The sequence below is a fragment of the Undibacterium sp. TC9W genome (assembly GCF_049339865.1).
Lineage (GTDB): Bacteria > Pseudomonadota > Gammaproteobacteria > Burkholderiales > Burkholderiaceae_D > Undibacterium.
On record NZ_JBMPPJ010000001.1, the window covers coordinates 95,108 to 119,756 of the forward strand.

20 protein-coding genes and 4 tRNA genes are annotated in these 24,649 nt (G+C 50.9%); 19 read left to right on the top strand and 5 right to left on the bottom strand.

Features of this window, described 5'->3' with window-relative positions:
* The first annotated feature begins 32 nt into the window (after window positions 1–32).
* The 9 genes from ACO0LN_RS00485 to ACO0LN_RS00525 all read left to right on the top strand — a co-directional run bounded on the left by ACO0LN_RS00485 (window position 33) and on the right by ACO0LN_RS00525 (window position 8,120).
* Window positions 33–109: transfer RNA gene (locus ACO0LN_RS00485), tRNA-Val, on the top strand.
* Window positions 110–336: 227 nt separating this feature from the next.
* Window positions 337–2,244 carry a threonine--tRNA ligase gene (gene thrS / locus ACO0LN_RS00490; protein ID WP_422970458.1) on the top strand — a complete coding sequence of 636 codons (1,908 nt, stop codon included), beginning with the start codon at window positions 337–339 and terminating at the stop codon, window positions 2,242–2,244.
* A gap of 70 nt (window positions 2,245–2,314) precedes the next feature.
* Window positions 2,315–2,836: a translation initiation factor IF-3 gene (gene infC, locus ACO0LN_RS00495; protein WP_110253943.1), complete on the top strand. Its 522-nt coding sequence runs from the start codon at window positions 2,315–2,317 to the stop codon at window positions 2,834–2,836.
* A gap of 201 nt (window positions 2,837–3,037) precedes the next feature.
* Entirely contained in the window at window positions 3,038–3,235 is a 198-nt protein-coding gene (rpmI, locus tag ACO0LN_RS00500) for a 50S ribosomal protein L35 (RefSeq protein ID WP_110253942.1), read from the top strand.
* A gap of 28 nt (window positions 3,236–3,263) precedes the next feature.
* The gene (gene rplT, locus ACO0LN_RS00505) at window positions 3,264–3,623 is read left to right on the top strand and encodes a 50S ribosomal protein L20 (protein ID WP_110253941.1); all 360 of its coding nucleotides are present in this window, start codon (window positions 3,264–3,266) and stop codon (window positions 3,621–3,623) included.
* A gap of 140 nt (window positions 3,624–3,763) precedes the next feature.
* The gene (gene pheS / locus ACO0LN_RS00510; RefSeq protein WP_110253940.1) at window positions 3,764–4,780 is read left to right on the top strand and encodes a phenylalanine--tRNA ligase subunit alpha; all 1,017 of its coding nucleotides are present in this window, start codon (window positions 3,764–3,766) and stop codon (window positions 4,778–4,780) included.
* Window positions 4,781–4,854: 74 nt separating this feature from the next.
* Window positions 4,855–7,281 (top strand): phenylalanine--tRNA ligase subunit beta, encoded by a 2,427-nt coding sequence (pheT, locus tag ACO0LN_RS00515; protein WP_422970459.1) that lies wholly within the window; start codon window positions 4,855–4,857, stop codon window positions 7,279–7,281.
* Window positions 7,282–7,323: 42 nt separating this feature from the next.
* A complete protein-coding gene (locus ACO0LN_RS00520; RefSeq protein WP_110253938.1) occupies window positions 7,324–7,737 on the top strand; it encodes an integration host factor subunit alpha in 414 nt (137 codons plus the stop codon).
* An 8-nt stretch (window positions 7,738–7,745) separates the two neighbouring features.
* Complete coding sequence (locus ACO0LN_RS00525) at window positions 7,746–8,120, top strand: MerR family transcriptional regulator (RefSeq protein ID WP_422970460.1); 375 nt, start codon at window positions 7,746–7,748, stop codon at window positions 8,118–8,120.
* Between the two features lie 119 nt (window positions 8,121–8,239).
* On the opposite strand, the gene ACO0LN_RS00530 is transcribed toward ACO0LN_RS00525, so the two are convergent.
* Complete coding sequence (locus ACO0LN_RS00530) at window positions 8,240–10,246, bottom strand: methyl-accepting chemotaxis protein (RefSeq protein ID WP_422970461.1); 2,007 nt, start codon at window positions 10,244–10,246, stop codon at window positions 8,240–8,242.
* Window positions 10,247–10,457: 211 nt separating this feature from the next.
* Here ACO0LN_RS00530 and ACO0LN_RS00535 point away from each other — a divergent pair, with 211 nt between their 5' ends.
* The 9 genes from ACO0LN_RS00535 to ACO0LN_RS00575 all read left to right on the top strand — a co-directional run bounded on the left by ACO0LN_RS00535 (window position 10,458) and on the right by ACO0LN_RS00575 (window position 22,485).
* Window positions 10,458–11,222: a CerR family C-terminal domain-containing protein gene (locus ACO0LN_RS00535; RefSeq protein ID WP_422970462.1), complete on the top strand. Its 765-nt coding sequence runs from the start codon at window positions 10,458–10,460 to the stop codon at window positions 11,220–11,222.
* Window positions 11,219–12,637 carry an efflux transporter outer membrane subunit gene (locus ACO0LN_RS00540; protein WP_422970463.1) on the top strand — a complete coding sequence of 473 codons (1,419 nt, stop codon included), beginning with the start codon at window positions 11,219–11,221 and terminating at the stop codon, window positions 12,635–12,637. Before ACO0LN_RS00535 ends, ACO0LN_RS00540 begins: the two co-directional genes overlap by 4 nt.
* 31 nt (window positions 12,638–12,668) lie before the next feature.
* Entirely contained in the window at window positions 12,669–13,907 is a 1,239-nt protein-coding gene (locus ACO0LN_RS00545) for an efflux RND transporter periplasmic adaptor subunit (protein ID WP_422970464.1), read from the top strand.
* Window positions 13,908–13,916: 9 nt separating this feature from the next.
* Entirely contained in the window at window positions 13,917–17,063 is a 3,147-nt protein-coding gene (locus ACO0LN_RS00550; protein ID WP_422970465.1) for an efflux RND transporter permease subunit, read from the top strand.
* Window positions 17,064–17,393: 330 nt separating this feature from the next.
* Complete coding sequence (locus ACO0LN_RS00555) at window positions 17,394–19,700, top strand: TonB-dependent receptor (RefSeq protein WP_422970466.1); 2,307 nt, start codon at window positions 17,394–17,396, stop codon at window positions 19,698–19,700.
* Between the two features lie 93 nt (window positions 19,701–19,793).
* On the top strand, window positions 19,794–20,924 hold the full coding sequence (locus tag ACO0LN_RS00560; protein WP_422970467.1) for an alpha-hydroxy acid oxidase: 1,131 nt from the start codon (window positions 19,794–19,796) through the stop codon (window positions 20,922–20,924).
* Window positions 20,925–20,948: 24 nt separating this feature from the next.
* A complete protein-coding gene (locus ACO0LN_RS00565) occupies window positions 20,949–21,632 on the top strand; it encodes a Fe2+-dependent dioxygenase (RefSeq protein WP_422970468.1) in 684 nt (227 codons plus the stop codon).
* A 27-nt stretch (window positions 21,633–21,659) separates the two neighbouring features.
* Window positions 21,660–21,941, top strand: coding sequence for a PepSY domain-containing protein (locus ACO0LN_RS00570; protein ID WP_422970469.1), 282 nt, complete (start codon window positions 21,660–21,662; stop codon window positions 21,939–21,941).
* 16 nt (window positions 21,942–21,957) lie between these two features.
* Window positions 21,958–22,485: a cytochrome b/b6 domain-containing protein gene (locus ACO0LN_RS00575; RefSeq protein WP_422970470.1), complete on the top strand. Its 528-nt coding sequence runs from the start codon at window positions 21,958–21,960 to the stop codon at window positions 22,483–22,485.
* 307 nt (window positions 22,486–22,792) lie between these two features.
* Here ACO0LN_RS00575 and ACO0LN_RS00580 read toward each other — a convergent pair.
* A tRNA-Asn gene (locus ACO0LN_RS00580) sits at window positions 22,793–22,868 on the bottom strand.
* 9 nt (window positions 22,869–22,877) lie between these two features.
* Between ACO0LN_RS00580 and ACO0LN_RS00585 the strand changes: the two genes are divergently transcribed.
* Window positions 22,878–23,042, top strand: a complete 165-nt coding sequence (locus ACO0LN_RS00585; protein ID WP_422970471.1) for a hypothetical protein — start codon at window positions 22,878–22,880, stop codon at window positions 23,040–23,042.
* Window positions 23,043–23,059: 17 nt separating this feature from the next.
* On the opposite strand, the gene ACO0LN_RS00590 is transcribed toward ACO0LN_RS00585, so the two are convergent.
* From ACO0LN_RS00590 to ACO0LN_RS00600, 3 genes are all read right to left on the bottom strand, one after another.
* Window positions 23,060–23,135, bottom strand: a tRNA-Asn gene (locus ACO0LN_RS00590).
* A 99-nt stretch (window positions 23,136–23,234) separates the two neighbouring features.
* Window positions 23,235–23,310, bottom strand: a tRNA-Asn gene (locus ACO0LN_RS00595).
* Between the two features lie 59 nt (window positions 23,311–23,369).
* Complete coding sequence (locus tag ACO0LN_RS00600; protein ID WP_422970472.1) at window positions 23,370–24,584, bottom strand: aromatic amino acid transaminase; 1,215 nt, start codon at window positions 24,582–24,584, stop codon at window positions 23,370–23,372.
* Window positions 24,585–24,649 lie beyond the last annotated feature (65 nt).

The window sequence follows — 24,649 nt, forward strand, 5'->3', positions numbered from 1 at the left end:
TTCCTAAAGGCTCTGCTATACTCTTGTTTCTTAGGCGCGTAGCTCAGCTGGTTAGAGCACTACCTTGACATGGTAGGGGTCGTTGGTTCGAGTCCAATCGTGCCTACCAAAGATTTTAAAATTATTAAAACATTATAGTTAAGAGCGAGAAAGGCATCCCTGGTTATGACACCGCGAACTACCACTAAACTGGTTTGGGAGCGACTCTAGTCGAGGATACTTTTCGTTTGAAACAAACTGAAAAAGCACGGCTAGCCGTGCTTTTTTTTCGTCTGCGTTTTTTAGACTCATCTTTTATCTCAATTCTTTTTGTATTTTTCCGCTTTGGAGAGTGACATGGTTTCAGTAAAACTTCCTGATGGTTCGCAACGACAATTCGATGCGCCGGTAACGGTGGCGCAAGTTGCTGCCAGCATCGGTGCTGGCCTGGCAAAAGCTGCTCTGGCTGGCCGCGTCAATGGCAAGCTGGTCGATACCTCGCATCTGATTGATGCTGATGCGGATCTGGCCATCGTCACGGACAAGGATGCTGATGGCCTGGAAGTGATACGTCACTCTACTGCTCACTTGTTGGCTTATGCCGTCAAGGAATTGTATCCAGATGCGCAAGTCACTATTGGTCCAGTCATCGAAAATGGTTTTTACTATGACTTTTCCTACAAGCGCCCATTTACTCCAGATGATCTGGTGGCGATAGAAAAGAAAATGGCTGAACTGGCAAAAAAAGACGAACCGGTAACACGCAAGGTCTTGCCACGTGATGAGGCTGTTGCCTACTTCAAGTCCATAGGCGAAGCTTATAAGGCCGAGATCATAGAGTCAATTCCTGCTGATCAGGATGTGTCTCTATATACAGAAGGCAATTTCACTGACTTGTGCCGTGGCCCGCACGTACCATCGACTGGCAAGCTGAAGGTATTCAAGCTCATGAAACTGGCTGGAGCCTACTGGCGTGGCGACTCTAAAAACGAGATGCTGCAACGTGTCTATGGTACTGCTTTCGCCAAGAAAGAAGATCAGGAAGCTTATCTGCACATGCTGGAAGAGGCGGAGAAGCGCGATCATCGCAAACTCGGCAAGGCGCTGGACTTGTTTCACTTCCAGGATGAGGCACCTGGCCTGGTGTTCTGGCATGCCAAGGGCTGGACTATCTGGCAGCAGGTAGAGCAATACATGCGCAAGGTCTATCAGGACTGTGGCTATCAAGAAGTCAAAGGCCCGCAAATTCTGGATAAAAGCCTGTGGGGCAAGACTGGTCACTGGGATAACTATAAAGACAATATGTTTGTCACTGAATCCGAGAATCGTGAATATGCCTTGAAGCCGATGAATTGCCCTGGTCATGTGCAGATTTTTAATTCTGGCATGAAGAGCTATCGTGATCTGCCTTTGCGCTTTGGTGAATTTGGTCAATGCCACCGTAATGAGCCATCTGGTGCCTTGCACGGCATCATGCGTGTGCGCGGCTTTACACAGGATGATGGTCATATTTTCTGTACTGAGGAACAAATTCAGGATGAGGTAATGGCTTTCCATCCGCAAGCGATGAAAGTGTATGAAGACTTTGGCTTTGAAAAAATCTTCATCAAGCTGGCTTTGCGTCCTGAAAACCGCATCGGCAGCGATGAAATCTGGGACAAGGCAGAGGCGACCCTGCGTACTGCGCTGAGTTCCTGCGGTGTTGAGTGGGAAGAATTGCCGGGTGAGGGTGCTTTCTACGGTCCTAAAATTGAATATCACCTGAAAGACAGTCTCGGTCGCCCATGGCAGGTTGGTACCATGCAGGTCGATTTCTTCATGCCGGGCCGCCTGGGTGCGGAATATGTCGCAGATGACAATAGCCGTAAAGTGCCTATCATGCTGCACCGCGCGATTGTGGGTTCTATGGAGCGTTTCATTGGTATCTTGATAGAAAATCATGCTGCTGCCTTGCCTGTGTGGCTGGCGCCAGTGCAGGTTTCTGTCCTGAATATCTCGGAATCGCAGGCGGAGTATTCACAATCTGTTGCAGAAATCCTGAAGAAACAAGGGTTTAGAGTAAATACTGATTTGCGTAATGAGAAAATTACCTATAAAATACGCGAGCATTCCATTCAAAAACTGCCATATATCCTCGTGATAGGCGATAAAGAGAGGGATGCCAATACAGTGGCTGTGCGTACGCGTGGCAATCTGGATCTGGGGGTAATGCCTCTGGACGCCTTTATAGCTCGTTTGAAAAACGAAGTTGAAACCAAGGTTTAACAGATTAGCAGCGACCCTGTTTTAAACAGGGCTGCATAGCTTTTTATTATTATTTTCGAAGGAAACTGCAATAGCTACTGACAAGTCACATCGCATCAACGGTGAAATTACAGCGCCAGAAGTGCGCTTATCCGGCGTTGAGAACGAGCCTCTGGGCATCGTAAAACTGGGTGAAGCCTTCCGCTTGGCGGAAGAGGCCAATGTTGATTTGGTGGAAATAGCGCCGACGGCGCAGCCGCCAGTTTGCCGTTTGATGGATTACGGCAAGTTCAAATACCAGGAGCAGAAAAAAGCTCACGAAGCCAAGCTTAAGCAAAAAGTCATTCTGGTCAAGGAAGTCAAATTCCGTCCGGGTACAGATGATGGTGATTACAATATCAAATTGCGTAATCTGACCAAGTTCCTGGATGATGGCGACAAGACCAAGATCACACTGCGTTTCCGTGGTCGTGAAATGGCGCATCAGGAAATCGGCATGCGTATGTTGGAGCGTTTGAAGGCTGATCTGGAACCGTATGGCCAGGTCGAGCAGTTTCCAAAGATGGAAGGTCGTCAGATGATCATGATTCTGGCACCTAAGAAAAAGAAATAATGAGAAGTTACAGAAAGTAAGTTTTGCTTATTTTCTGTGTGTTTCTTGAGCAGGTTTGTGAGGCACGCATTGCGCGCATTACGAAAGACTCATCCTCAGGGTGAGTCACAATAAGTGAGAAGTAGGCATCCAAGAGTAGCGATTGTTGCTGCCACCTACCATCATATAAAAGTGGAGCTGTCTTAAAAGACAGATAGTACTATGCCAAAAATGAAGACGAAAAGCAGCGCCAAGAAGCGCTTCCGCGTCCGTCCAGGTGGTACCGTTAAACGCGGTCAAGCTTTCAAACGTCACATTCTGACCAAGAAAACTACCAAGAACAAACGTCAATTGCGCGGTTCCGTCGGTGTTCATGACACCAACATGGTATCCGTCATGCGCATGATGCCAACAGCTTAACCTCATACTCATTATTTAAGGAGTTATTATGCCTAGAGTAAAACGTGGGGTTACAGCTCGTGCCCGTCATAAGAAAGTTCTCAACCTTGCTAAAGGTTACCGTGGTCGTCGTAGTAAGGTATTCCGTATTGCCAAGCAAGCAGTTATGCGCGCTGGTCAATATGCATACCGTGATCGCCGCAACAAGAAACGTGTATTCCGCGCTTTGTGGATCACACGTATCAATGCAGCGGCTCGCCAGCATGGCCTGACTTACAGCGTGTTTATGAACGGCCTGAAAAAAGCCGCAATTGAACTCGACCGTAAAGTACTGGCTGATATGGCTGTGACTGACAAACCAGCATTCGCTGCGATTGTTAATCAAGTCAAAGCTAACCTGGCTGCCTAATCACATTAGTGATCGCAATCAGTGAGTCGTAGTGACTGGCACAAGCCAGTTGCAAATATCAAGCGGGGCAGAGGTTGAATCCTATGCCCCGTTTTGTTTTCAGATCATTATTTCAGCTTCACAGTAAGCGGGAACAAGGCATGAACCCTTTAGATCAAATCGTCAGCCAGGCACGTGCTGATTTTCTGGCAGCAAATGATGCTGCAGCATTAGAGAACGCGAAAGCGCTTTACCTTGGTAAGAGTGGTCAGATTACAGAACAGATGAAAAGTCTGGGTAAATTGCCACCAGAGGAAAAAAAAGTACAGGGCGCAGTGATCAATGCCGCCAAAGTACAGATAGAAGAAGCCCTGACTGAAAGACGCGATGCCCTGGCGAATGCGCAAATGCAGGCACGCCTGAATGCAGAAGCGATCGATGTCAGCTTGCCGGGCCGTGGCCGTGGCGTTGGTGGTATCCACCCTGTCATGCGTACCTGGCAGCGCGTTGAAGAAATCTTCCGTTCCATCGGTTTTGACGTTGCAGATGGCCCCGAAATCGAAACGGACTGGACCAATTTTACCGCGCTCAATAGTCCTGAAAACCATCCTGCGCGTTCCATGCAGGACACCTTTTATGTCGATGGCAAAGATAGCCAGGGCAAACAATTATTGCTGCGTACCCATACCAGCCCCATGCAGGTGCGTTATGCGCGTATGAACAAACCGCCGATCAAGGTTATTGCACCTGGTCGTACTTATCGCGTCGATAGCGATGCCACGCACTCCCCGATGTTCCATCAGGTTGAGGGCTTGTGGATTGCTGAAGACATCAGCTTTGCTGACCTCAAAGGCGTGTACCTGAATTTCGTCAAAGCCTTCTTTGAGACTGACGATTTGCAAGTGCGCTTCCGCCCATCGTATTTCCCGTTCACTGAACCATCTGCCGAGATCGATATCGCCTTTGGCAGTGGCCCTTTGAAAGGCCGCTGGCTGGAAGTGTCTGGCTCTGGTCAGGTACATCCTAGCGTGGTACGTAACATGGGTCTGGACCCGGAAAAATACATAGGCTTTGCCTTTGGTTCCGGTCTTGAGCGCCTGACCATGCTGCGCTATGGCGTCAATGATCTGCGCCTGTTCTACGAAGGCGATTTGCGCTTCCTGAAGCAATTCAACTAAAAGAATTACACAGCGCATCCCTGAATTTTTGAGTGGCGCATCGCGCCCTGCATCCAACATTAGACGGCTGAATTATGCAATTTTCTGAAAACTGGCTACGTACCATGGTCGATCCGAAGATGACTTCGGATGAGTTGTCCCATCTGCTCACCATGTCGGGATTGGAAGTCGAAGAGGTGGAGCCGGTTGCTCCTCCATTTAATAATGTCGTCGTCGCGGAAATCCGCGAAATTGCCAAGCATCCTGATGCTGACAAACTCAATGTCTGCCAGGTCGATGTAGGTACTGGCAGTCTCTTGAACATCGTCTGCGGCGCACCGAATGTACGCGTAGGCATGAAAGTGCCTTGCGCCATGGTGGGCGCCATCCTGCCACCTGGCGCAGATGGCAAACCATTTGAAATCAAGATAGGCAAACTGCGCGGCGTAGAGTCTTACGGCATGCTGTGCTCTGCCCGTGAATTGAAATTGTCGGAAGACCACGGTGGCTTGATGGACTTGCCATCCGATGCGCCAGTCGGTCAGAACTTCCGCGATTACTATCAACTCAATGACCTGAAATTCACCATCAAGCTGACACCGAACAAGGCAGATTGCCTGTCGCTGCTCGGCGTGGCGCGTGAAGTATCTGCTCTGACTGGCACGGCTATGCAATTACCGGACGCCGTAGTGCTGCCAGTGACTTTGCAAGAAGTTTTGCCTGTTAAAGTCAGCGCACCTGATCTATGCGGCCGTTTTGCCGGTCGTGTTATCCGTGGCGTCAATGCCCGTGCCGCGACACCAGAATGGATGAAGCAACGACTGGAACGCAGTGGTCAGCGTCCTATCTCTGCACTGGTGGATATTTCCAACTACGTGATGCTGGAACTGGGGCGTCCTTCCCACGTGTTCGATCTGGACAAGATCCACGGTGGCCTGGAAGTGCGCTGGGGTAAAGCTGGTGAATCGCTGAAGCTCTTGAATGGCAATACGGTTGAGGTGGATGACTGGGTTGGTGTTATTTCTGATGATAAAGAGATTGAATCTCTGGCCGGTATCATGGGTGGTGACTCGACATCCGTGACATTGGACACGCAAAACATTTATCTGGAAGCCGCTTTCTGGTGGCCGCAGGCGATACAGGGTCGTGCCCGTCGTTTTAATTTCTCCACTGATGCAGCGCACCGCTTTGAGCGCGGCGTCGATTTTGCCTCTATCGTTGAACACATAGAGCGCATCAGCGCCCTGATCGTTGAGATTTGTGGTGGTAGTGAACAAGTCAAGCTGGGCCCGGTGGATGACCAGATCGTCAATCTGCCACAACGTTTGCCAGTCAAGCTGCGTACTGCACGCGCTGTGAAAGTCATTGGTGTGGCGTTGGATGATGCCAGGATTGCTGATATTTTCACTCGCCTTGGTTTGCAATTCACCCAGCAGCCAGGTGAGTTCCTGGTGACGCCGCCATCTTATCGCTTCGATATAGAAATCGAAGAAGACCTGATCGAAGAAGTGGCGCGTGTATATGGCTTTGAAAATATTCCTGCCTTGCCGCCAGTAGCTGCCAATGCCATGCTGATCGCACCAGAAAACCAGCGTTCGCTGTTTGCCGTGCGTCGCCTCGTGGCTGACCAGGATTATCAGGAAGTGGTGAATTACAGCTTCGTTGAAGAAGCATGGGAAAAAGATTTTGCTGGCAATGATGCGCCAGTTAAATTACTCAATCCTATCGCCAGCCAGATGAGTGTCATGCGTACCAGCATGATAGGCAGCCTGGTAGCGAATACCCGTTATAACCTGAACCGTAAACTGAATCGCGTCCGTATTTTTGAAATCGGCGCAGTGTATTTGCAAGATGCTGGCGTGCAGGATGGTCCGCTGGAAGTGGCTGGCTATCACCAGCCTAAACGCCTGGCTGCATTGGCCTATGGCCCGGTAGCAGAAGAGCAGTGGGGACAGGATACCCGCAATGTCGATTTCTTTGATATCAAGGCTGATCTGGAGGCCTTGTTTGCACCTGGCGCTTTGCGCTTCGTCAAGAATGAGCATGTCGCCCTGCATCCAGGCCGCAGTGCAAGCATAGAATTTGATGGCAAAGTCATTGGCTTTATCGGTGAGTTGCACCCACGCCTCCAGCAAAAATATGACCTGCCTTTGGCACCAGTGGTATTTGAAGTTGACGTGACAGCCTTGCAACAAGTGCAAGTGCCCTCATATCAGGAAATATCGAAGTTTCAGGCAGTCACCCGCGATCTGGCGCTAGTTGTCAAACAGACAGTTGTAGTGCAAGATCTGCTGGATGTTTTCAGGCAGGAAGCGCAGCAGAACGAAGCATGTAAAATCGTGCAAGGCTTTGTTTTGTTTGATGAATATCGTGGAAAAGGTCTGGAAGCAGATGAGAAAAGTCTTGCTTTCCGCTTTAGCTTGCAAGATACTCAAAGTACGCTGCAGGACGATAAAGTGGAGGCTGCAATGCAAGCCCTGGTGCAAGCTGCGAGTCAGCAATTTGCTGCCAAACTGCGTTGATCTTGTCTGTAATTGTTAGTATTAATTGAGAAGAGTTTCGAAATGAATGATGTAATTTCCGCCGAGTTCCAATCGGTGCTGGATGCTGATTTGAATCGCGCAATGCAGGAAGCCAGGGCGCGGTCACAGGCGGAAAAGGAATTGCCTACCTTGACCAAGGCAGAATTGGCAGAACTCCTGTTTGAACATGTAGGTTTGAACAAGCGCGAAGCCAAGGATATGGTCGAAACTTTTTTTGATGAAATCCGTGATGCACTGGAAAGAGGCGAAGCCGTCAAGTTGTCTGGCTTTGGCAATTTCCAGTTGCGTGACAAGCCTCAACGTCCTGGTCGCAACCCTAAAACCGGTGAAGAAATCCCTATTACTGCACGTCGTGTCGTCACTTTCCATGCCAGCCAGAAACTCAAAGGCATGGTCGATGATGTCGGTAATCAACCTCTTGCCCATGCTGCCTGATATTTTCCATGACTGAAATCAAGATTGAGTCTTTTGTACTGCCGCCTATCCCGGCCAAGCGGTATTTTACGATAGGCGAAGTTGGTGAATTGTGTGGCGTCAAACCGCATGTCCTGCGCTATTGGGAGCAGGAATTTACGCAACTGAAGCCAGTCAAGCGTCGCGGCAACCGTCGTTATTATCAGCATCATGAAGTGTTGCTGATACGCCGTATCCGCGAATTATTATATGAACAGGGCTTTACCATCAATGGCGCGAGAAACAAACTCAACGTCAATGGTGGTCATGCTGAGTCGGCATCCAATGAGCCTGTTGAAGAACCGGTGAATCTGCATCAGATCAGGGATGAATTGCAATCCATCCTGGTTTTGCTGAAGGTGTGAGAAGGTCGGCAGCAAAATAGACCTGTAAAACAAACCGTCATTCCAAAAAAAGCCACCTGTGCATTTGCCCGGTGGCTTTTTTCATATGCAGCAAATGCCACACAGAAAGTGGCATAGTCTTATGCTGCCAGTTTTTTCTTCTCAGGCACTTTCGTGCCTTGTACAGTCGGCGCCAGGCGATCCTCAGAGTTGCTGGCCAGATGCAGGCGCTGTACTTCTGTGGCAAGCAGTTCCTGGGTTTTAAATACGCTGACGGCAGCGCCCAGCGAGGCTGCCTGTTCTTCCAGCTTTGCAGTAGATTGACTCGCCATTTCAACCAGACGGGTATTATCTTGCGTGATTTGATCAATATCGCCTATCGCCTGGTTCACGTCAGAAATTCCTGTACTTTGTTCCTGGCTGGCCTTAGCGATCTGCTTGATGAGCTCGGTCACCACCTCCACATTGTTGGCAATATTGCGCATGGTTTGGCCTGCAGTGTTAATCATTTTACTGCCAGCTTCCACTGCCTGGCCTGAAGAAGCGATCAGGCCTTTAATCTCTTTTGCTGCATTCGCGCTGCGTTGTGCCAGGTTGCGTACTTCTGCAGCCACTACGGCAAAGCCGCGGCCTTCCTGCCCGGCCCTGGCTGCTTCTACCGCAGCATTCAGCGCCAGTATATTGGTCTGGAAAGCGATGCCGTCCATGACGCCGATGATTTCAGTAATTTTTTTGGAGCTTGCGCTGACTGTTTGCATGGAGAGTATGCTGCTCTCCATGACTTCCATTCCTTGTTGCACGCGCTCTGCGGAGCTATGCATGAGACTGTTCGCCTGTGCCAGGTTGCCAGCGTTTTCGGTAATGGTGGCGGTCAGCTCATCAATCGCCGTGGCGGTCTGTTGCAGGGATGTTGCCTGGCTTTCTGTGCGGCTGGCCAGGTCGGTGTTTTCATCGTGAATTTCCCTCGCAATGATATCCACCGTTTGTGCGCTGTGGCGGATATTGGCGACCAGGTTACTCAACTCCACATTCATCCTGCCTACAGAATTGATTAACTGCGCCAGTTCATCTTTGCCGTGGCTGCTGACGTGATTTTGTAAATTACCGGCGGCAGTTTCTGCGATTGCTTTTGTCAAGGTGTTGACGTCTATTGTTAAGGCCTGATAGATCGCCATCAGAAGATAACTGGCGATCAGCAAGAGCAAGATAATGCCTGCGGACATTTGCCAGGCATATTGATTAGCCTTTTCAATTTTTTGCGCCAGATTGCTTGCGATAAGGCCAGCTATCGCTGTTTTGGTCGCGGCCAGTTTGTTCAGATTATCTGTACCTGCCTGGAGGAATGCATCACCGCTGCTTTGATTGACGGATGCCAGTACTTCATCCTGTGAACGCTCCAGGAATTTTTTTGCGTCAGCAATGCTGGCCTGCATGGTGGCGTTTGTCGATGCATATTCTTTCCCATGCGCGCCCAGGTTTTGCATGCTCAGCGCAAGCTCGGATAAATTCAGCTTTATCAGCATGTGCAGAGAATTGAGCATCACATCTTCACCAGCCTCAAACAAGCCCGTATCTATGTAGGCCGCACCACGACCGGCAATGACGGACAACTTCTCTTCTATCTGCGGCAGGGTATTGTTATAGATGCTGACCAGTTGATGGGTTGTTAAATCACTGTCCAGTGCCAGCTTTGAACTATTGGCAATTTCTGCCATCTCAAGTTCCAGTGAATTTAACAGCTTGGTATATTCAATAAAACTTTCTGCTGACTTGAGTTGTGGCTCTTTTGCCAGTAGCGTAGCCCACAGATTTTTGGTCGGGCTGGCTTGATCAGTTTGTTTTAGCAGGGCGTTTATCTTGCCCTGGTTTTCAGTGATGCTGGCTGTGAGTTGTTTGTTACCCAGCAGTCGCATGTGTTGCAGGGCGCGCTGCTTTTGTATCAGCAGGCGCAGATCATTTTTTGCCGCGATGCTTTTAATGGCAATTTGCTTTGCCCGTGTTTGTAATACATCTTCGCGCAAGTTTTGAAACAGCAACGCCAGTACCACAAGCAGGGGAATGGCAAAGGCAAGGGCGACAAAACTGAGTTTGTGGGCAATTTTAAAATTGCGTAATAGCCGGATGGCAGGGGAGGTAAGCAGGGTCATTTTGAGGTACCAAATGAGTTTGTGAAGGCATTAGGGCGAAGCCTAAACGGGCAATGTGACTATGCAGTGACAGCAGGCAACATCCTTATGAAAAACAAGGATTTGTCTGTTCGTCATATGTAGAGTTTTTGAATTGCAATTTATAAAGGTCTAGTACTCTTGAATGGAATAGTTAAATCAAACGTTTGATTTATATGTTAGTATGCTTCGCATGAAAATACCCAGTCAGAAAAAAACCGCAGCGCAACAAGCTCAGCGGGCCCAGCCAAATAGCCAGGTTTCTACTCCTGATGGAAAGATTTTGCGTGTCGATGGCATGGAGGCGCGTACACGTCTGCTGGATGCAGCCCTGATCTTGTTTGCCGAAAAAGGCTATGCCAAAACCTCGATACGTGAAATTGCCAAGGCGGCCGACGTCAATATTTCTGCCATCAGTTATTATTTTTCTGATAAAGCCGGTTTGTACCATGCAGTGTTCAATGACCCGCGTACCAATCCAAATGTCGATCCTGCGATATTTGAAGCGGACGTTGCAGACATGCGTGCTGTTTTGCTGAAACTGATCTGCACTTTTACCGATTCGCTAAAGCAGGGCGAAATCATGGAAACCTGCATGAAGCTGCATTTCCGCGAAATGCTGGAACCCACAGGCCTGTGGGTGGAAGAAGTTGACACCGTCATCAAGCCTTCGCACCAGGGTTTTGTCAGGCTTTTGTGCCGCTATCTTGGCATCACCAAGGCAGATGATGATGTACACAGGCTGGCGATTTCAATTACCGGCCTGGCGATTTCACTGCTGATCAGCGGTGACGTGATACAGGCGACCAGACCAGCGTTGATCGCCAAACCCAAGGCAATTGATGCTTATGCTTCGCGCTTGGTCGATTACGCTATCGCCATGTGTGAAGATGAAAAGCGGCGCCGCTTGATAGCAAAAACTGACACTGATAAATTAACTTCTCCGACAGCGATATGACTATACGACGTTCCATTTTAATACCTGCCATTGCCGTAGCGCTGACAGCATGTTCGACCACCAGTCCGGTTACATCCAGTAATGGCAGCGTGCCTGCACAATGGCAAGCGGTATTGCCAGCTACCGAAAAAAATACTGATTTGCGCAACTGGTGGCAAGCCAGTGGTGATGCCAGTTTGCTGGAGCTGATCGAGTCGGCACAGAAGGTAAGCCCGACCATTGCACAGGCCTGGTCACGCATAGAAACAGCCAGGGCAGCAAGAGTTGCCAGTGGCGCTACACTGTTACCTTCGCTTGACGCAGTTGCCAATGCAACTCGGGCAAAAAACCAGCCAGGTATGCCAGTTGCCACCACGTCGCAAGCTGGCTTGCAGACAGCTTGGGAAATCGATGTGTTTGGCGCCAACCGCGCCACCAATCAGGCTGCCCAGGCAGAACTGGAAGGTACGCAGGCGCTTTGGCATGATGCGCGGATATCGGTAGCGGCTGAAGTAGCGCAACTGTATTTCTCTGTCATCAGTTGCCAGCAAACGGCAGACCTGTCCTGGCAAGACGCCAAGTCACGCGCAGAAACTGCCAGGCTGACTGAACTCAGTGCCCAGGCAGGCATGTCATCCAGTGCGACATCCGCACTGGCACGCGCCAGCGCTGCTGAAGGTAATAGCCGTGCCATACAACAGGCTGCATTATGTGATCTGGATATCAAAGCCCTGGTCGCGCTGACTGCCAAGCCAGAACCAGACCTCAGGCAATTACTGACAATTGCCCAGGCCAGTTTCAAAAACCTGCTGCCTTTGGCTGTGACCACCTTGCCTGCACAATTGCTGGCGCAAAGGCCAGACGTGTATGCGGCCGAGAAAGAAGTGGCAACCGCCAGTGCCCAGGTCGGCGCTGCAGAAGCGCGGCGTTATCCGCGTCTTACCCTGAGCGGGTCTATCGGCACCATGCGCTATGACGTTGCTGGCAGTACGACGAGGATGGATACCTGGTCTGTCGGTCCACTGGCTTTAACTCTGCCCATATTCAATGGCGGCCAGACCACGGCCAATATTGAAGCTGCCAAGGCACGCTACCTGAATGCCACCAGCAATTATCACGGCAAGGTGAGGCAGGCGGTGCGCGAAGTCGAAGAAGCGCTGGTTAACCTTAACAGCACAGATGCCCGTCGCCTTGATTCTGAAATTTCAGCCAAGGGATATGACCAGGCTTTACAGGCAACAGCGCAGCGTTACAACAAGGGTATGGCCAGCCTGCTGGAGCTCGAAGATACAAGGCGTAGCGCCTTCGCTTCACAGTCTGCCCTGATCGCCCTGCAACTGGAAAGAAATCGTGCCTGGATCGCGCTATACCGTGCACTGGGCGGCGGCTGGGACTTGAATGCGCAAGCAGCTACCCAGCCACAGACAAATTCCTGAATTTAAAAATTAAACAGAAAGCGTAACAGACATGATGAAACTCATATCACGCAAACCATTATCCCTGAGCTTGGCTGGCATGATTGCTGTTGGCGCAGGAGGCGTCTGGCTGTCAACTGCATCCAATGCTGCTGATGAACCGGCCAAGGCAGCCAGTGCCTCTGCACCTGCCGCCAAGGTCAAGCCGGCGTTGACAGTGACGACGACTAAGGCCAGCAGCGGCAATCTCGTCATTAAACTCGCCGCCAATGGCAGTGTCGCTGCCTGGCAGGAAGCCTTGATCGGTTCAGAAGCAACAGGCCTGCGCATACAGGAGTTGCATGCCAATATAGGTGATGTGGTGCAGCGCGGCCAGTTACTGGTCAGCTTTGCCAGCGAAACCGTCAAAGCTGATCTGGCACTGGCACAAGCCAGCCTGGCAGAAGCGCAGGCCAATCTTGCTGATGCCGCAGCCAATGCAGAGCGTACCCGCGCCTTGCAAACCAGCGGCGCACTCAGTGCCCAACAAGTAGGCCAATATCTGACGGCAGAACAAACCGCCAAAGCCAGGGTGGAATCTGCCAAGGCCAGCGTAGAAGCACAGCAATTGCGCATGCGCCATACCCGCGTGCTTGCACCGGACAGTGGCATCATCACGGCACGTGCAGCCACTTTAGGTTCGGTCGTTGGTAATGGGGCAGAATTGTTCCGCATGATACGTCAGGGTCGCCTGGAATGGCGCGCTGAGGTAACGGCCAGCGAAATGGCAAAAATAGTGCCGGGTACGGAAGCCATTGTTACCGCACCAGGTGGCACACAATGGAAGGGCAAGGTCAGAGTGGTGTCACCTACGGTAGATGCGCAAACCAGAATGGGGCTGGTGTATGTTGATCTGGTGCCAGACGCAAACAGTACAGCCAAACCACAGGCAGCCACGGCCTCTCTGGCATTCAAGCCTGGCATGTATGCCAAGGGTGAATTTGTGATGGGTAGCTCACAAGCCTTGACCATACCGCAACAGGCAGTGGTGGTGAGGGATGGCTTCAGCTATGCCTTCCGCCTTAATGCTGATGGTCGCGTGACGCAAATCAAATTGCAGACCGGGCGTAGGGTATCCAATGCACAAGGCGATCTGGTGGAAGTGGTTTCTGGGTTGAATGCAGACAGCACTATCGTTTCCAGCGGCGCAGGCTTCCTCAATGATGGCGATACGGTAAAAGTTGTGGCCGCAACCAAGCCAGCCAATGCTGCTGCAGCCAGCGCAGCCACAGTAGCTGCTGCAAAAAATTAAGGAGTTCATGTGAATTTCTCTTCCCTTTCCATTAAAAATCCCATACCGGCGATCATGCTGTTTATCTTGCTGACGCTGGCGGGGATATTGTCGTTTCGCTCTACCATAGTCCAGGATTTTCCAGATATTGAATTACCCATCGTCACCGTCAGTGCTCCTTTGTCTGGTGCCGCCCCGGCACAGCTGGAAACCGAAGTCGCCCGCAAGATAGAAGATGCAGTCGCTTCACTGCAAGGTGTAAAAAACGTTTACACCAAAGTGCTGGATGGTGATGTTGAAGTCACGGTCGAGTTCGTGTTGGAAAAAGTAATCTCGGATGCAGTCAATGAAGTGCGCGATGCAGTGGCAACAGTACGTGCTGATTTGCCCAGCGAAATGCGTGATCCTACTGTGACCAAGGCATCGACTGCTGGCCGTGTCATCATGACGTACACTGTAGAAGCCGCAGAAGATGGCAAAGACAGCAAAGTCGTCGCTGGCGAAAGCAGCAAGCCAGATGCACAAGAGCTAAGCTGGTTTGTCGATAACACCGTGGCGAAACGCTTGCGTGCCGTACCTGGTGTTGGTGCAGTCAGGCGCATGGGTGGTGTCAGCCGTGAAGTACGGGTTGAACTTGATACTGACAAAATGTCTGCATTGAATGTCGCTGCTGTTGATGTATCCCGTCGTTTGAAGCTGGTGCAACAAGAAGCGCCGGGTGGACGTGGTGACGTCAGTGGCGCCGAGCAATCTGTGCGTACCATTGCCACTGTCAAGACGGCGGCTGAGCTGGCTGTACTGGATATTCCCTTGGCAGATGGCAGACATATACGCCTTGATCAGGTGGCTCGTGTGCTTGATACTGTCAGCGAGCCACGTTCAGTGGCAACACTTGATGGCAAGCCCGTGGTCGGCTTTGAAGTGTTCCGTACCAAGGGTGCCAGTGAAGTTGATGTCGCCAGGGGCTCACATGCTGCGGTCGATGAATTGCAGGCTGAGCATCCGAACATGAAGTTTCATCAGGCCATAGACAATGCACAGCCTGTAGAAGAAAACTTTGATGGCTCGATGGACTTGCTGTACGAAGGCGCTTTCCTGGCCATCCTGGTAGTTTTCTGGTTCTTGCGTGACTGGCGTGCAACACTGGTGGCAGCGGCGGCTTTGCCTTTGTCAGTGATACCCACCTTCCTCGGTCTCAAGTATTTTGGTTATACCCTCAACACCGTGACCTTGTTGTCCCTCGCCCTCGTGGTGGGGGTGTTGGTCGATGACGCGATTGTGGAAATTGAGAATATCGCCCGCCATTTGCACATGGGTAAAACTCCTATGCAGGCTGCCATGGAAGCGGCAGATGAAATTGGTATGGCCGTTATCGCGACCACCTTTGCCCTGGTTGCCGTGTTCTTGCCAACTGCTTTCATGGGTGGTGTGCCGGGTCTGTTCTTCAAGCAGTTTGGCTGGACGGCGGTGATCGCGATTCTGGCTTCGCTGGTAGTGGCGCGTTTGCTGACGCCGATGATGGCAGCTTACATCATGAAGTCACCCAAGCCTGGCAAGTCTGGTGAACACGGCCAGGCTGACGGCTGGCTGATGACGCGCTACATGAAAACCATGCAATGGTGCCTGCGTAACCGCTTCATCACTATGGCGGCTGCTACGGTATTTTTTGTCTGCTCGATTGCCTTGGTAGGTTTGCTACCAACCGGTTTCGTTCCCTCTGCCGACCGCGCACAAACACAGGTCAATATCGAGCTGCCACCAGGCAGTACTCTGGCGGAAACCCGCGCAGTCGCTGAGCAAGCCCGGATCGCCATCATGAAGAACAAAGAGATTATCAATGTCTTCAGTTCTGTCGGTGGTGGTTCCAGCGGCGATGCTTTTGCTCCGGGAGCGGCAGCAGAAGCCCGGCGCGCAGTCTTGACCGTGACCGCAGTGCACAGAAATAAACGCAAAGATTCGATTGCCGATATTGACGCCAAAATCCGTACCGAGATAGCAGATATTTCTGGCGCCAGGTTTACCGTTGGCCCACCGGATAGCGGCGTTAAAATGCAGCTGGTCTTGCAAAGTGAAGACCCGCTGGCCTTGCTTGAAGCTGCACAAAAAGTGGAGAGGGAGTTGCGTACACTCAAAGGTGTGGGTAATGTCAGTTCCAGCGCTTCACTGGTGCGCCCTGAAATTATCGTGCGTCCCGATTCAGCGAGAGCTGCTGACCTCGGTGTGACTGCATCTGCCATAGGTGAAACTGTGCGTGTGGCGACAGCAGGTGACTATGATCAGGCTCTGCCAAAGCTGAATCTGTCCCAGCGCCAGGTGCCTATCCGCGTCAAGTTGCCAGACAGCTTCAGGGCAAACCTGGCCGAGATAGAGCGTCTGACCGTACCTGGTAAAAATGGTCCAGTCATGCTGGGTAGCGTTGCTACTGTCACCATGGAATCTGGCCCTGCGCAGATAGACCGTTTGAACCGCAAACGTAATGTGACGCTGGATGTGGAACTTGGCAGCCGTCAGTTGGGTGAGGTCAATGAAGAGGCACGCGCTTTGCCCAGCATGAAAAACCTGCCACCGTCAGTCAGTATTGCTGAGCTTGGCGATGCGCAGGAGATGCAGGCCCTGTTTGCCAGCTTCGGCATTGCCATGTTGATTGGTGTGCTGTGTATCTATGGTGTGCTGGTTCTGTTGTTTAAAGACTTCCTGCAACCGGTGACCATCCTGGCTGCCTTGCCTTTGAGTATAGGTGGTGCTTTCGTGGCATTGCTGGTGACTGGTCGTGCCTTGTCCATGCCATCAATGATAGGTCTGATCATGCTCATGGGTATCGTGACCAAGAACTCCATTCTGCTGGTCGATTATGCGGTTCTGGCAAGGGATGCAGGCATGAGCCGTTTTGATGCCTTGGTCGATGCCTGCCACAAGCGCAGTCGCCCCATCATCATGACTACCATTGCCATGGGTGCAGGCATGATGCCGCTGGCCCTGGGTTGGGGGGCTGACCCCAGCTTCCGTTCGCCGATGGCGATTGCGGTAATCGGTGGTTTAATTACCTCAACTCTGTTGAGTCTGTTGGTGGTACCCGCAGTGTTCACCTACATTGATGACTTTGAGCATTTACTGGGAAAAATCAGGCACAAATTATCTGGCAAGTCCGCTGCTACCATTGCAACAGAAGCAAGTTGAACTTGTAGTTTGAGGCCGTTTCATCGGAAACAATCAGATAAAACGAGTCAGGAAAAAAGCCCCGCAACCTCAGTGCGGGGCTTTTTTATTGATAAACCATGTGAATTGATCTGGTCATGGGTGGTCAGGAAAAGGTATTTAACAATTGCAAATGTAAATGATATTGATTCTCATTGTCAATAGTTGTATCATTCGTATTAATTTTTAATATACCCGCAGTAAACAAATCTTTCCAATAATTTCCTTAAAAAATCAGGGACTTACATGAAACACTCGCAAGCGCAGAAATCAAAAAGCCTACGTGACACAGATGATCAGGTATTTGGGTCCATGAAAAAAACTACTTTGGCCTTGGGTATTTCCAGCGCGATGCTGATGCCGATGGTTGCGATGGCACAAGACACAACGCCACCTGCTGCCAAGACACAAAAAGAAAAATTGCCAGAAGTAGAAATCCTGGGTAAGCGCGTAGAGTCCAATCCAAATGCAGAAGTTGGTTCCCCATACAAAGCCAGGACTTCTGCTGATTCCCGTCACACACGTCCGCTGGCAGAAACACCACAGACAATTTCTGTGCTGACCCGCGCTGCGCTGGATGATTCTGGCCTGACAGACTTGAAACAAGTGCTCGGTGCACAGCCTGGTATCACACTGGGTACTGGTGAAAACGGTAATGCCTTTGGTGACCGTTACATCATCCGCGGCCAGGAAGCGCGCAGCGACGTGTTCGTCGATGGCTTGCGTGACCCAGGCATGTCCACTCGCGAAAGTTTCGCTGTTGAACAGCTGGAAATTTCCAAAGGTCCAAATTCCAGTTTTGCTGGCCGTGGTACTGCTGGCGGTGCGATCAATGCGATCACCAAACAAGCAACACTGGACCATGACTTTGAACGTGTTTCCATAGGCATAGGCAGCGATTCACAAAAACGTATTTCTGCTGACATCAACAAAGGTTTTGGCGAACATTTCGCATTGCGCACCAACTTGTTGTATGGCGATGAAGATGTACCTAATCGTTCACCAGCCAACCGTTCACGCAAAGGTATTGCATTGTCTGGCTTGTATGAAGTCAGCAAAGACCTGTCTGTGACACTGGACTACTATGGCCTGCGCACCAAAGACACATCACCAGATCTGGGTTACTACCTGGTTGGTACCGTACCAAGCCGCTTCCCTGCGACCAATGTTCCGGTTTATGGCCAGACGAATGACTTCCTGAAATCTGATGTCGATACTGTCACAGCACGCGTTAACTGGACCATTGCTCCAGACATGAAAATCACCAGCCTGACACGTTATGGCAAATCCAGTAACGGCTATGTCACGACAGGTGCATCTTCTGCAACCCGTTACAACGGCACGACAGGTGTGGCATACACAACGGGCGTTCTTGATGGCGGCCACACTGGCTGGCAAGATATCGATTACTTTGCTCACCAGACCAACCTGCGCTGGGACAAGCAAATCGGCGGCATGAAGCATGAATTCATCTTCGGTGCTGAATATGCTGACCACAAAGTCGTGTCCGGTACTTATGGCATCACCAACACAGGTGCGTTCAACTGCAAAACCACAACAGGCATAGGCGCGAATAATGGCTTCTGCTTCACTGACAGCAACGGCACACCTGTTGCCAACCTGAGCAACCTGGCCGGCCGCAATTCTACCCGACTGAGCTGGAACCAGGATTGGCACATCAAGGCGCTGGCCCTGACTTTGATGGATACAGTTGATCTGACTGATAAATTCACTGCATTCGGCGGTGTACGTGCAGACTCGTTTGACCTGAGCCTGACACGTCGTAACAACACCACTGGCGTGATCACTGGTGACTATGGCTACAAAGACACTTTGCTGAACGGTCATTTTGGCCTGAGCTACAAGATCACACCTAAACTGATCGCTTATGGTTCTGTCGCCAGCGCACAAGACATCAATGGCGGTGAAGCTGATGCCGGTACCAGCAGTGGTTACGGCGGCGCAGTGCTGTACCAAAACCAGATCGCCGGTGCCAAGCCAGAAACCTCAGTCAACTACGAACTGGGCCTGAAATGGAACTTGATGGATGACAAATTGCTGGCAACAGCAGCCTTGTTCCAAACTACGAAAAAAGACGTGATGGAAGGTGCCAACTACGATACAGTCGGTACCTTCAATACAGGTAAAAACCGTGTACAGGGTGTGGAATTTGGCCTGAGTGGCAACCTGACTGAAGATTTGTCTGTACAGTTTGGTGCGGCATTCATGGACTCCAAAGTGCTGGCATCGACCACAGTAGCCAATATCGGCAATCCTTTGAGTAACTTTGCCAAGAAGACTTTCTCGGCACAAGCCAAGTACCAGTTGACGAATGCATTCTCGTTTGGCGGCGTTGCCCGTCACGAGAGTGACCGTTGCGGTGGTCAGCCAGATACGGCAGCTGGCTATACAACAACCGGCCTGTGCTCACAACCAGTACCTGGCTTTACCGTGTATGACGTGTTCGCTGCTTATCGCTTCTCCCGCCGTTTTGACGTTCGTGTCAACGTCCTGAATGCGACTAACAAAGACTACTACACAGCGGTATATCGTTCTGGCGCATTCCTGTACAAAGGTGACGCACGCGCTGTTCGCTTCACTCTGAACTACGAAATGTAAACATTTGATGGAGAGCAAGGGCCCATGTCATCTACAGCAGTGGGTTCTTGCGATTCAGCTAGAATACGGGTTCTTTATTCATAATTTTAAGTAATGAAAAACCCTGCTACTCCTGCTAATCTTGTTATCCCGCCAGACATACGCTGTGCCCAGGACTATGAGTTTGCAGCACAGCGTAGCATGGCCGCACCCAGCTACGCCTATGTAGCAGGTGGCAGCGGGCGCGACCTGACTGTTGCTGCCAACCTGGCAGCTTTTTCGCAATGGTCAGTCTATCCCCGCGTTTTGCGCGATGTCACCGCCGGGCATACGCGGCTTAGCCTCGGTAATCAAAGTTTCCTTCATCCCATTTTGCTGGCACCCGTTGCTTTTCAAAAGCTGGCACATCCGGCTGGTGAAATCGACACCGCCCGCGCTGCCAGTGCGACTGACACTTGCATGGTATGTAGCACCTTGTCCTCCAGCTTGCTGGAAGATGTTGCGCAGGCTGCTGGCCCGCATAAATGGTTTCAGTTGTATTTTCAAACCAGTCGCGACGCAACGCGCAACTTGCTGGCAAGGGCAGAGGCGGCGGGCTACAGCGCAATTGTCGTGACGCTGGACGCATCGATACAGGTGGCAAGTGCACGCGCCATGGCGGCAGGATTCCGCATGCCAGCCGACTGCGTTGCGCTTAACCTGCAATCGACAGATGCAGATTTGCCAGTGCAACTTGCCGCTGATGACAGCCGTATCTTCCAGGGGGCGATGCATGCTGCACCAGGCTGGCCAGATATGGAATGGTTGTTGGCTCAAACATCCTTGCCTGTATGGGTGAAGGGCATCTTGCATCCCGATGATGCACTGGCCCTGAAGGCGGCAGGTGTGGCGGGTGTTGTTGTTTCCAATCATGGTGGCCGCAGTCTTGATGGTGCGCCTGCCAGTCTCGTCGTATTGCCTGCAATACGCGCTGCTGTCGGCGAAGATTTCCCCTTGTTGCTGGATGGTGGCATACGTTCAGGCGCCGATATCTTCAAGGCCCTGGCTTTGGGTGCCAATGCGGTATTGGTTGGACGCTTGCAAATGTATGCACTCAGTGTTGCCGGTGCGCTGGGTGTGGCACACATGATCAAGCTGTTGCGGGAAGAGATGGAGATATGCATGGCCCAGGCCGGATGCGCCACTCTGGCTGATATAGACAAGGCCACTTTGCTGCGTAACGAATGTAGCGAACGTAACGAGTGAATAGATGAAAGACGGGATGGATTTATGCTGAATGTGATTGAAGGGGTATTGAGCAAGGATGAAGTGCGACAGTTCCGTAGCTACCTGGATCAGGCTGACTGGCAGAACGGTGCCCGTACCGCTGGTACGCTTGCCTTGCAGGTCAAAAACAATCTGCAGATAGATGATGAATCAGATCTGGCAATTCAGCTTGGTAATCATATCCTGCGCAAACTTGGCGAGCATCCCGTGTTTATTTCTGCCGCCTTGCCACAAAAAATCTATCCACCAAAATTCAATCGCTATCAGGATGGTGGTGGCTATGGACTGCATGTCGATAGTGCCGTCATGATGATGCCCGGCACCCGCCAAAACCTGCGCAGCGATATATCTGCAACCCTGTTCCTGGCCGAGCCTGATGAATATGAAGGAGGGGAGCTCGAAATTGAAACCGACTTTGGCGCGCAGACCGTCAAGCTTGAGGCTGGCGACATGGTGCTCTATCCTTCTTCCAGTCTGCACAGGGTTACGCCAGTGACTGAGGGCGCAAGAGTGGCGTCCTTTTTCTGGATAGAAAGCATGGTCAGTGATGAGGCCGAGCGCAGCATGCTGTACGATCTGGATCAGTCCATACAAAAATTGACGCCCCTGGTAGATGCGCAAAATTCTGCGCTACTGAGGCTGACGGGCGTTTATCATAACTTGTTGCGCCGCTGGGCAATTACTTAATTTACTTTACACTGTCAGGAGTTATCCATGAGATTAAATAAACAAGCTATTTTTGCTGCAATTGTCCCTGTAATATTTGCCATGTCTTCCATCAGCGCCTGGGCGCACGGTGACGTCAAATGCACCACTGAGCCAAAAGAGAAATGGCGTCCACATACAGAATTGGAAGCAAAGCTGACCAAGGAAGGTTGGCAAATCCGCCGCATGGAAAAAACCACCAGCTGCTACGAAGTGTATGCCAAAGACCCTAAAGGCAAGCGTGTAGAAGCCTTTTTCAATCCGGTCACATTTGAACGCGTTGAAGAATAATCCGTCTGTACGGGATATGCCCGTATGGGACTTGCCTGTGCGCCTGATACACTGGGCGCAGCTTATTGCCATCATCGCCGCATGGATCACCAGCGCCATGACCAATTCTGTCCATGAATACGTGGGCTACGGTGCTGGCGTGCTGGTGCTCATACGCCTGTTCTGGGGCGGCATCGGCAACCGTTATGCACGTTTCAGCCAATTCCTTAAGCCGGTTCCGGCAACGCTGCAGTATCTGCGTCTGGTCATTCATTCCAAGGCCCCGCGTTACATAGGCCACAATCCCCTGGGGGGCTGGATGATGCTCGCACTTTTATTCTGCGTGGGTTTGCTGGTTTTGACCGGCTGGGCCATGGGTACGGACTTGCTCTGGGGTTATGCATGGCCAGTACGCGTACATGTCGCTATCGCCTGGACCATGGTCGGCCTGATTGCCCTGCATGTGCTGGGTGCCATCTATACGGGCTGGCTACACCGCGAAAACCTTGTCAAGGCCATGCTGACGGGTAAAAAAGCAGCACCAGAACCTGGCGATGTCGATTGAATGCCGTTTGATAATCGTTTGATAATCGATTATCAAAATCGTCGATAAGAATTTTTCAAAACTTCGTGGGAGTTTGCTGCGAAAGGAAGGGGGAAATACTTGTACGATTTTCTTTGCCCGGGATAGTACGTCAACCGGTATTTGTTTATCTGAGTTCTTGAGTTGTTGCGAGCTGCTATTTACGCCGCGTACATAAAAGCCTGGCCTTTAAAACTCTGAACTCTGTGCTACGTGTCCGTCATACCTTATAAGGGCAGGGCGGAAAAAAAAGAGTTACTGGCCTTGGCAAGTAACTCTTTTCTAAATTTGGCTCCCCGACCTGGACTCGAACCAGGGACCTGCGGATTAACAGTCCGTCGCTCTACCAACTGAGCTATCAGGGAATAGAAGATATGATGATCTTCATTAAACTTGTAAAACTATTCTTCGGCAGTGATTATGGTCAAGTTCACTGCTCACTTCAATCTCTTGCTGCAAAACCCTGTCAGGATTTTACTTTTGATACTTTACCGGACAGTTCCGGTGGAAAAAAAAGAGTTACAAGCTTGAGCAAGTAACTCTGTCTTTATAAACTTGGCTCCCCGACCTGGACTCGAACCAGGGACCTGCGGATTAACAGTCCGTCGCTCTACCAACTGAGCTATCAGGGAATAGAAGATATGATGATCTTCGTTAAACTTTATAAACTAATACTTATTGCTTCGTTCGCAGTGATTTTTTGATAAGTTCACTACTTACTTCGAATTCTGTGGCTCCCCGACCTGGACTCGAACCAGGGACCTGCGGATTAACAGTCCGTCGCTCTACCAACTGAGCTATCAGGGAACAGAGACAAAAATTATATTCTCTCGACCCCTGTTTGTCAATACGCAAGTCAAATCGAATTACAAAACCGCAGTAATTGCCGCAATAACGTTGTTAATATTCTTGTTATTGAGGGCAGCGACACAGATCCGGCCCGTATCAACCGCATAGATGGAATTGTTCTCACGTAATTTGCCAACCTGTTCTTTTGTCAGGCCAGAATACGAGAACATGCCGCGCTGCTGGACCACAAAATCAAAATCATGGCCTGGAGCCTGTTCCTTGAGCTTGCTAACAAAGGCATTACGCATTTCGCGTATACGTACGCGCATACCTGCCAGTTCCTCTTCCCATAATTGACGTAGTTCTGGTGTTGCCAGCACAGTTGCTACTACCTGGCCGCCATGGGTAGGTGGATTGGAGTAATTGGTACGGATCACGCGTTTCAGTTGCGACATGATGCGCGCTGCTTCTTCTGCACTGGAAGCGGCAATGCTCAGTGCACCGACACGTTCGCCATACAAAGAGAAGGATTTGGAGAAAGAATTGGAAACAAACAGGGCGCCGCCAGCTTCGGCAAAGCGACGTACTACCTTGCCATCCGCCTCGATACCATCACCAAAACCCTGGTAAGCCATGTCGAGGAAAGGGATGAGGTTGCGCTGGGTAACAACGGCAATGACGTCTGTCCATTGATCATCAGTCAGGTCAGCACCGGTTGGATTATGGCAGCAAGCGTGCAGCAATACGATGGAGCCTTCAGGCATGGATTTCAATGCATCCAGCATGCCAGCAAAATTGACGCCGCGTGTCGCCGCATCATAGTAAGGATAAGAGTTGACTTTAAAACCAGCAGACTCAAACAGGGCGCGGTGGTTTTCCCAGCTTGGGTCGCTGATCCATACTTCAGAACTTGGTGTAAAGCGTTGCAGAAAGTCTGCACCCAGTTTCAGCGCGCCAGTACCGCCGATAGCCTGGGCAGTAATTGCACGTTTTTCCTTGACGACATCGCTGTCAGCACCGAACACCAGCTCCTGTACCGCTTTATCATAGGCAGCCAGGCCTTCGATGGGCAGGTAAGTGCGTGGAGCGAATTTTTCCATCAAAATAGCTTCAGCTTTTTTGACGCATTCCAGCAATGGCACCTTGCCATTGTCATCATAATAAACGCCGACACCCAGATTGACCTTGGCAGGGTTCTGGTCAGCATTAAAGGCTTCAGTGATACCCAGGATAGGGTCGCGGGGGGCCATTTCTATGGCGGAAAACAGGGGTGAAGATGTGGAAGCAGTCATCGTGATAATATGGAAATATTTGTCGTTGCCGACAGTAATGGTTGGAATGAGGCAGATTGCATAGT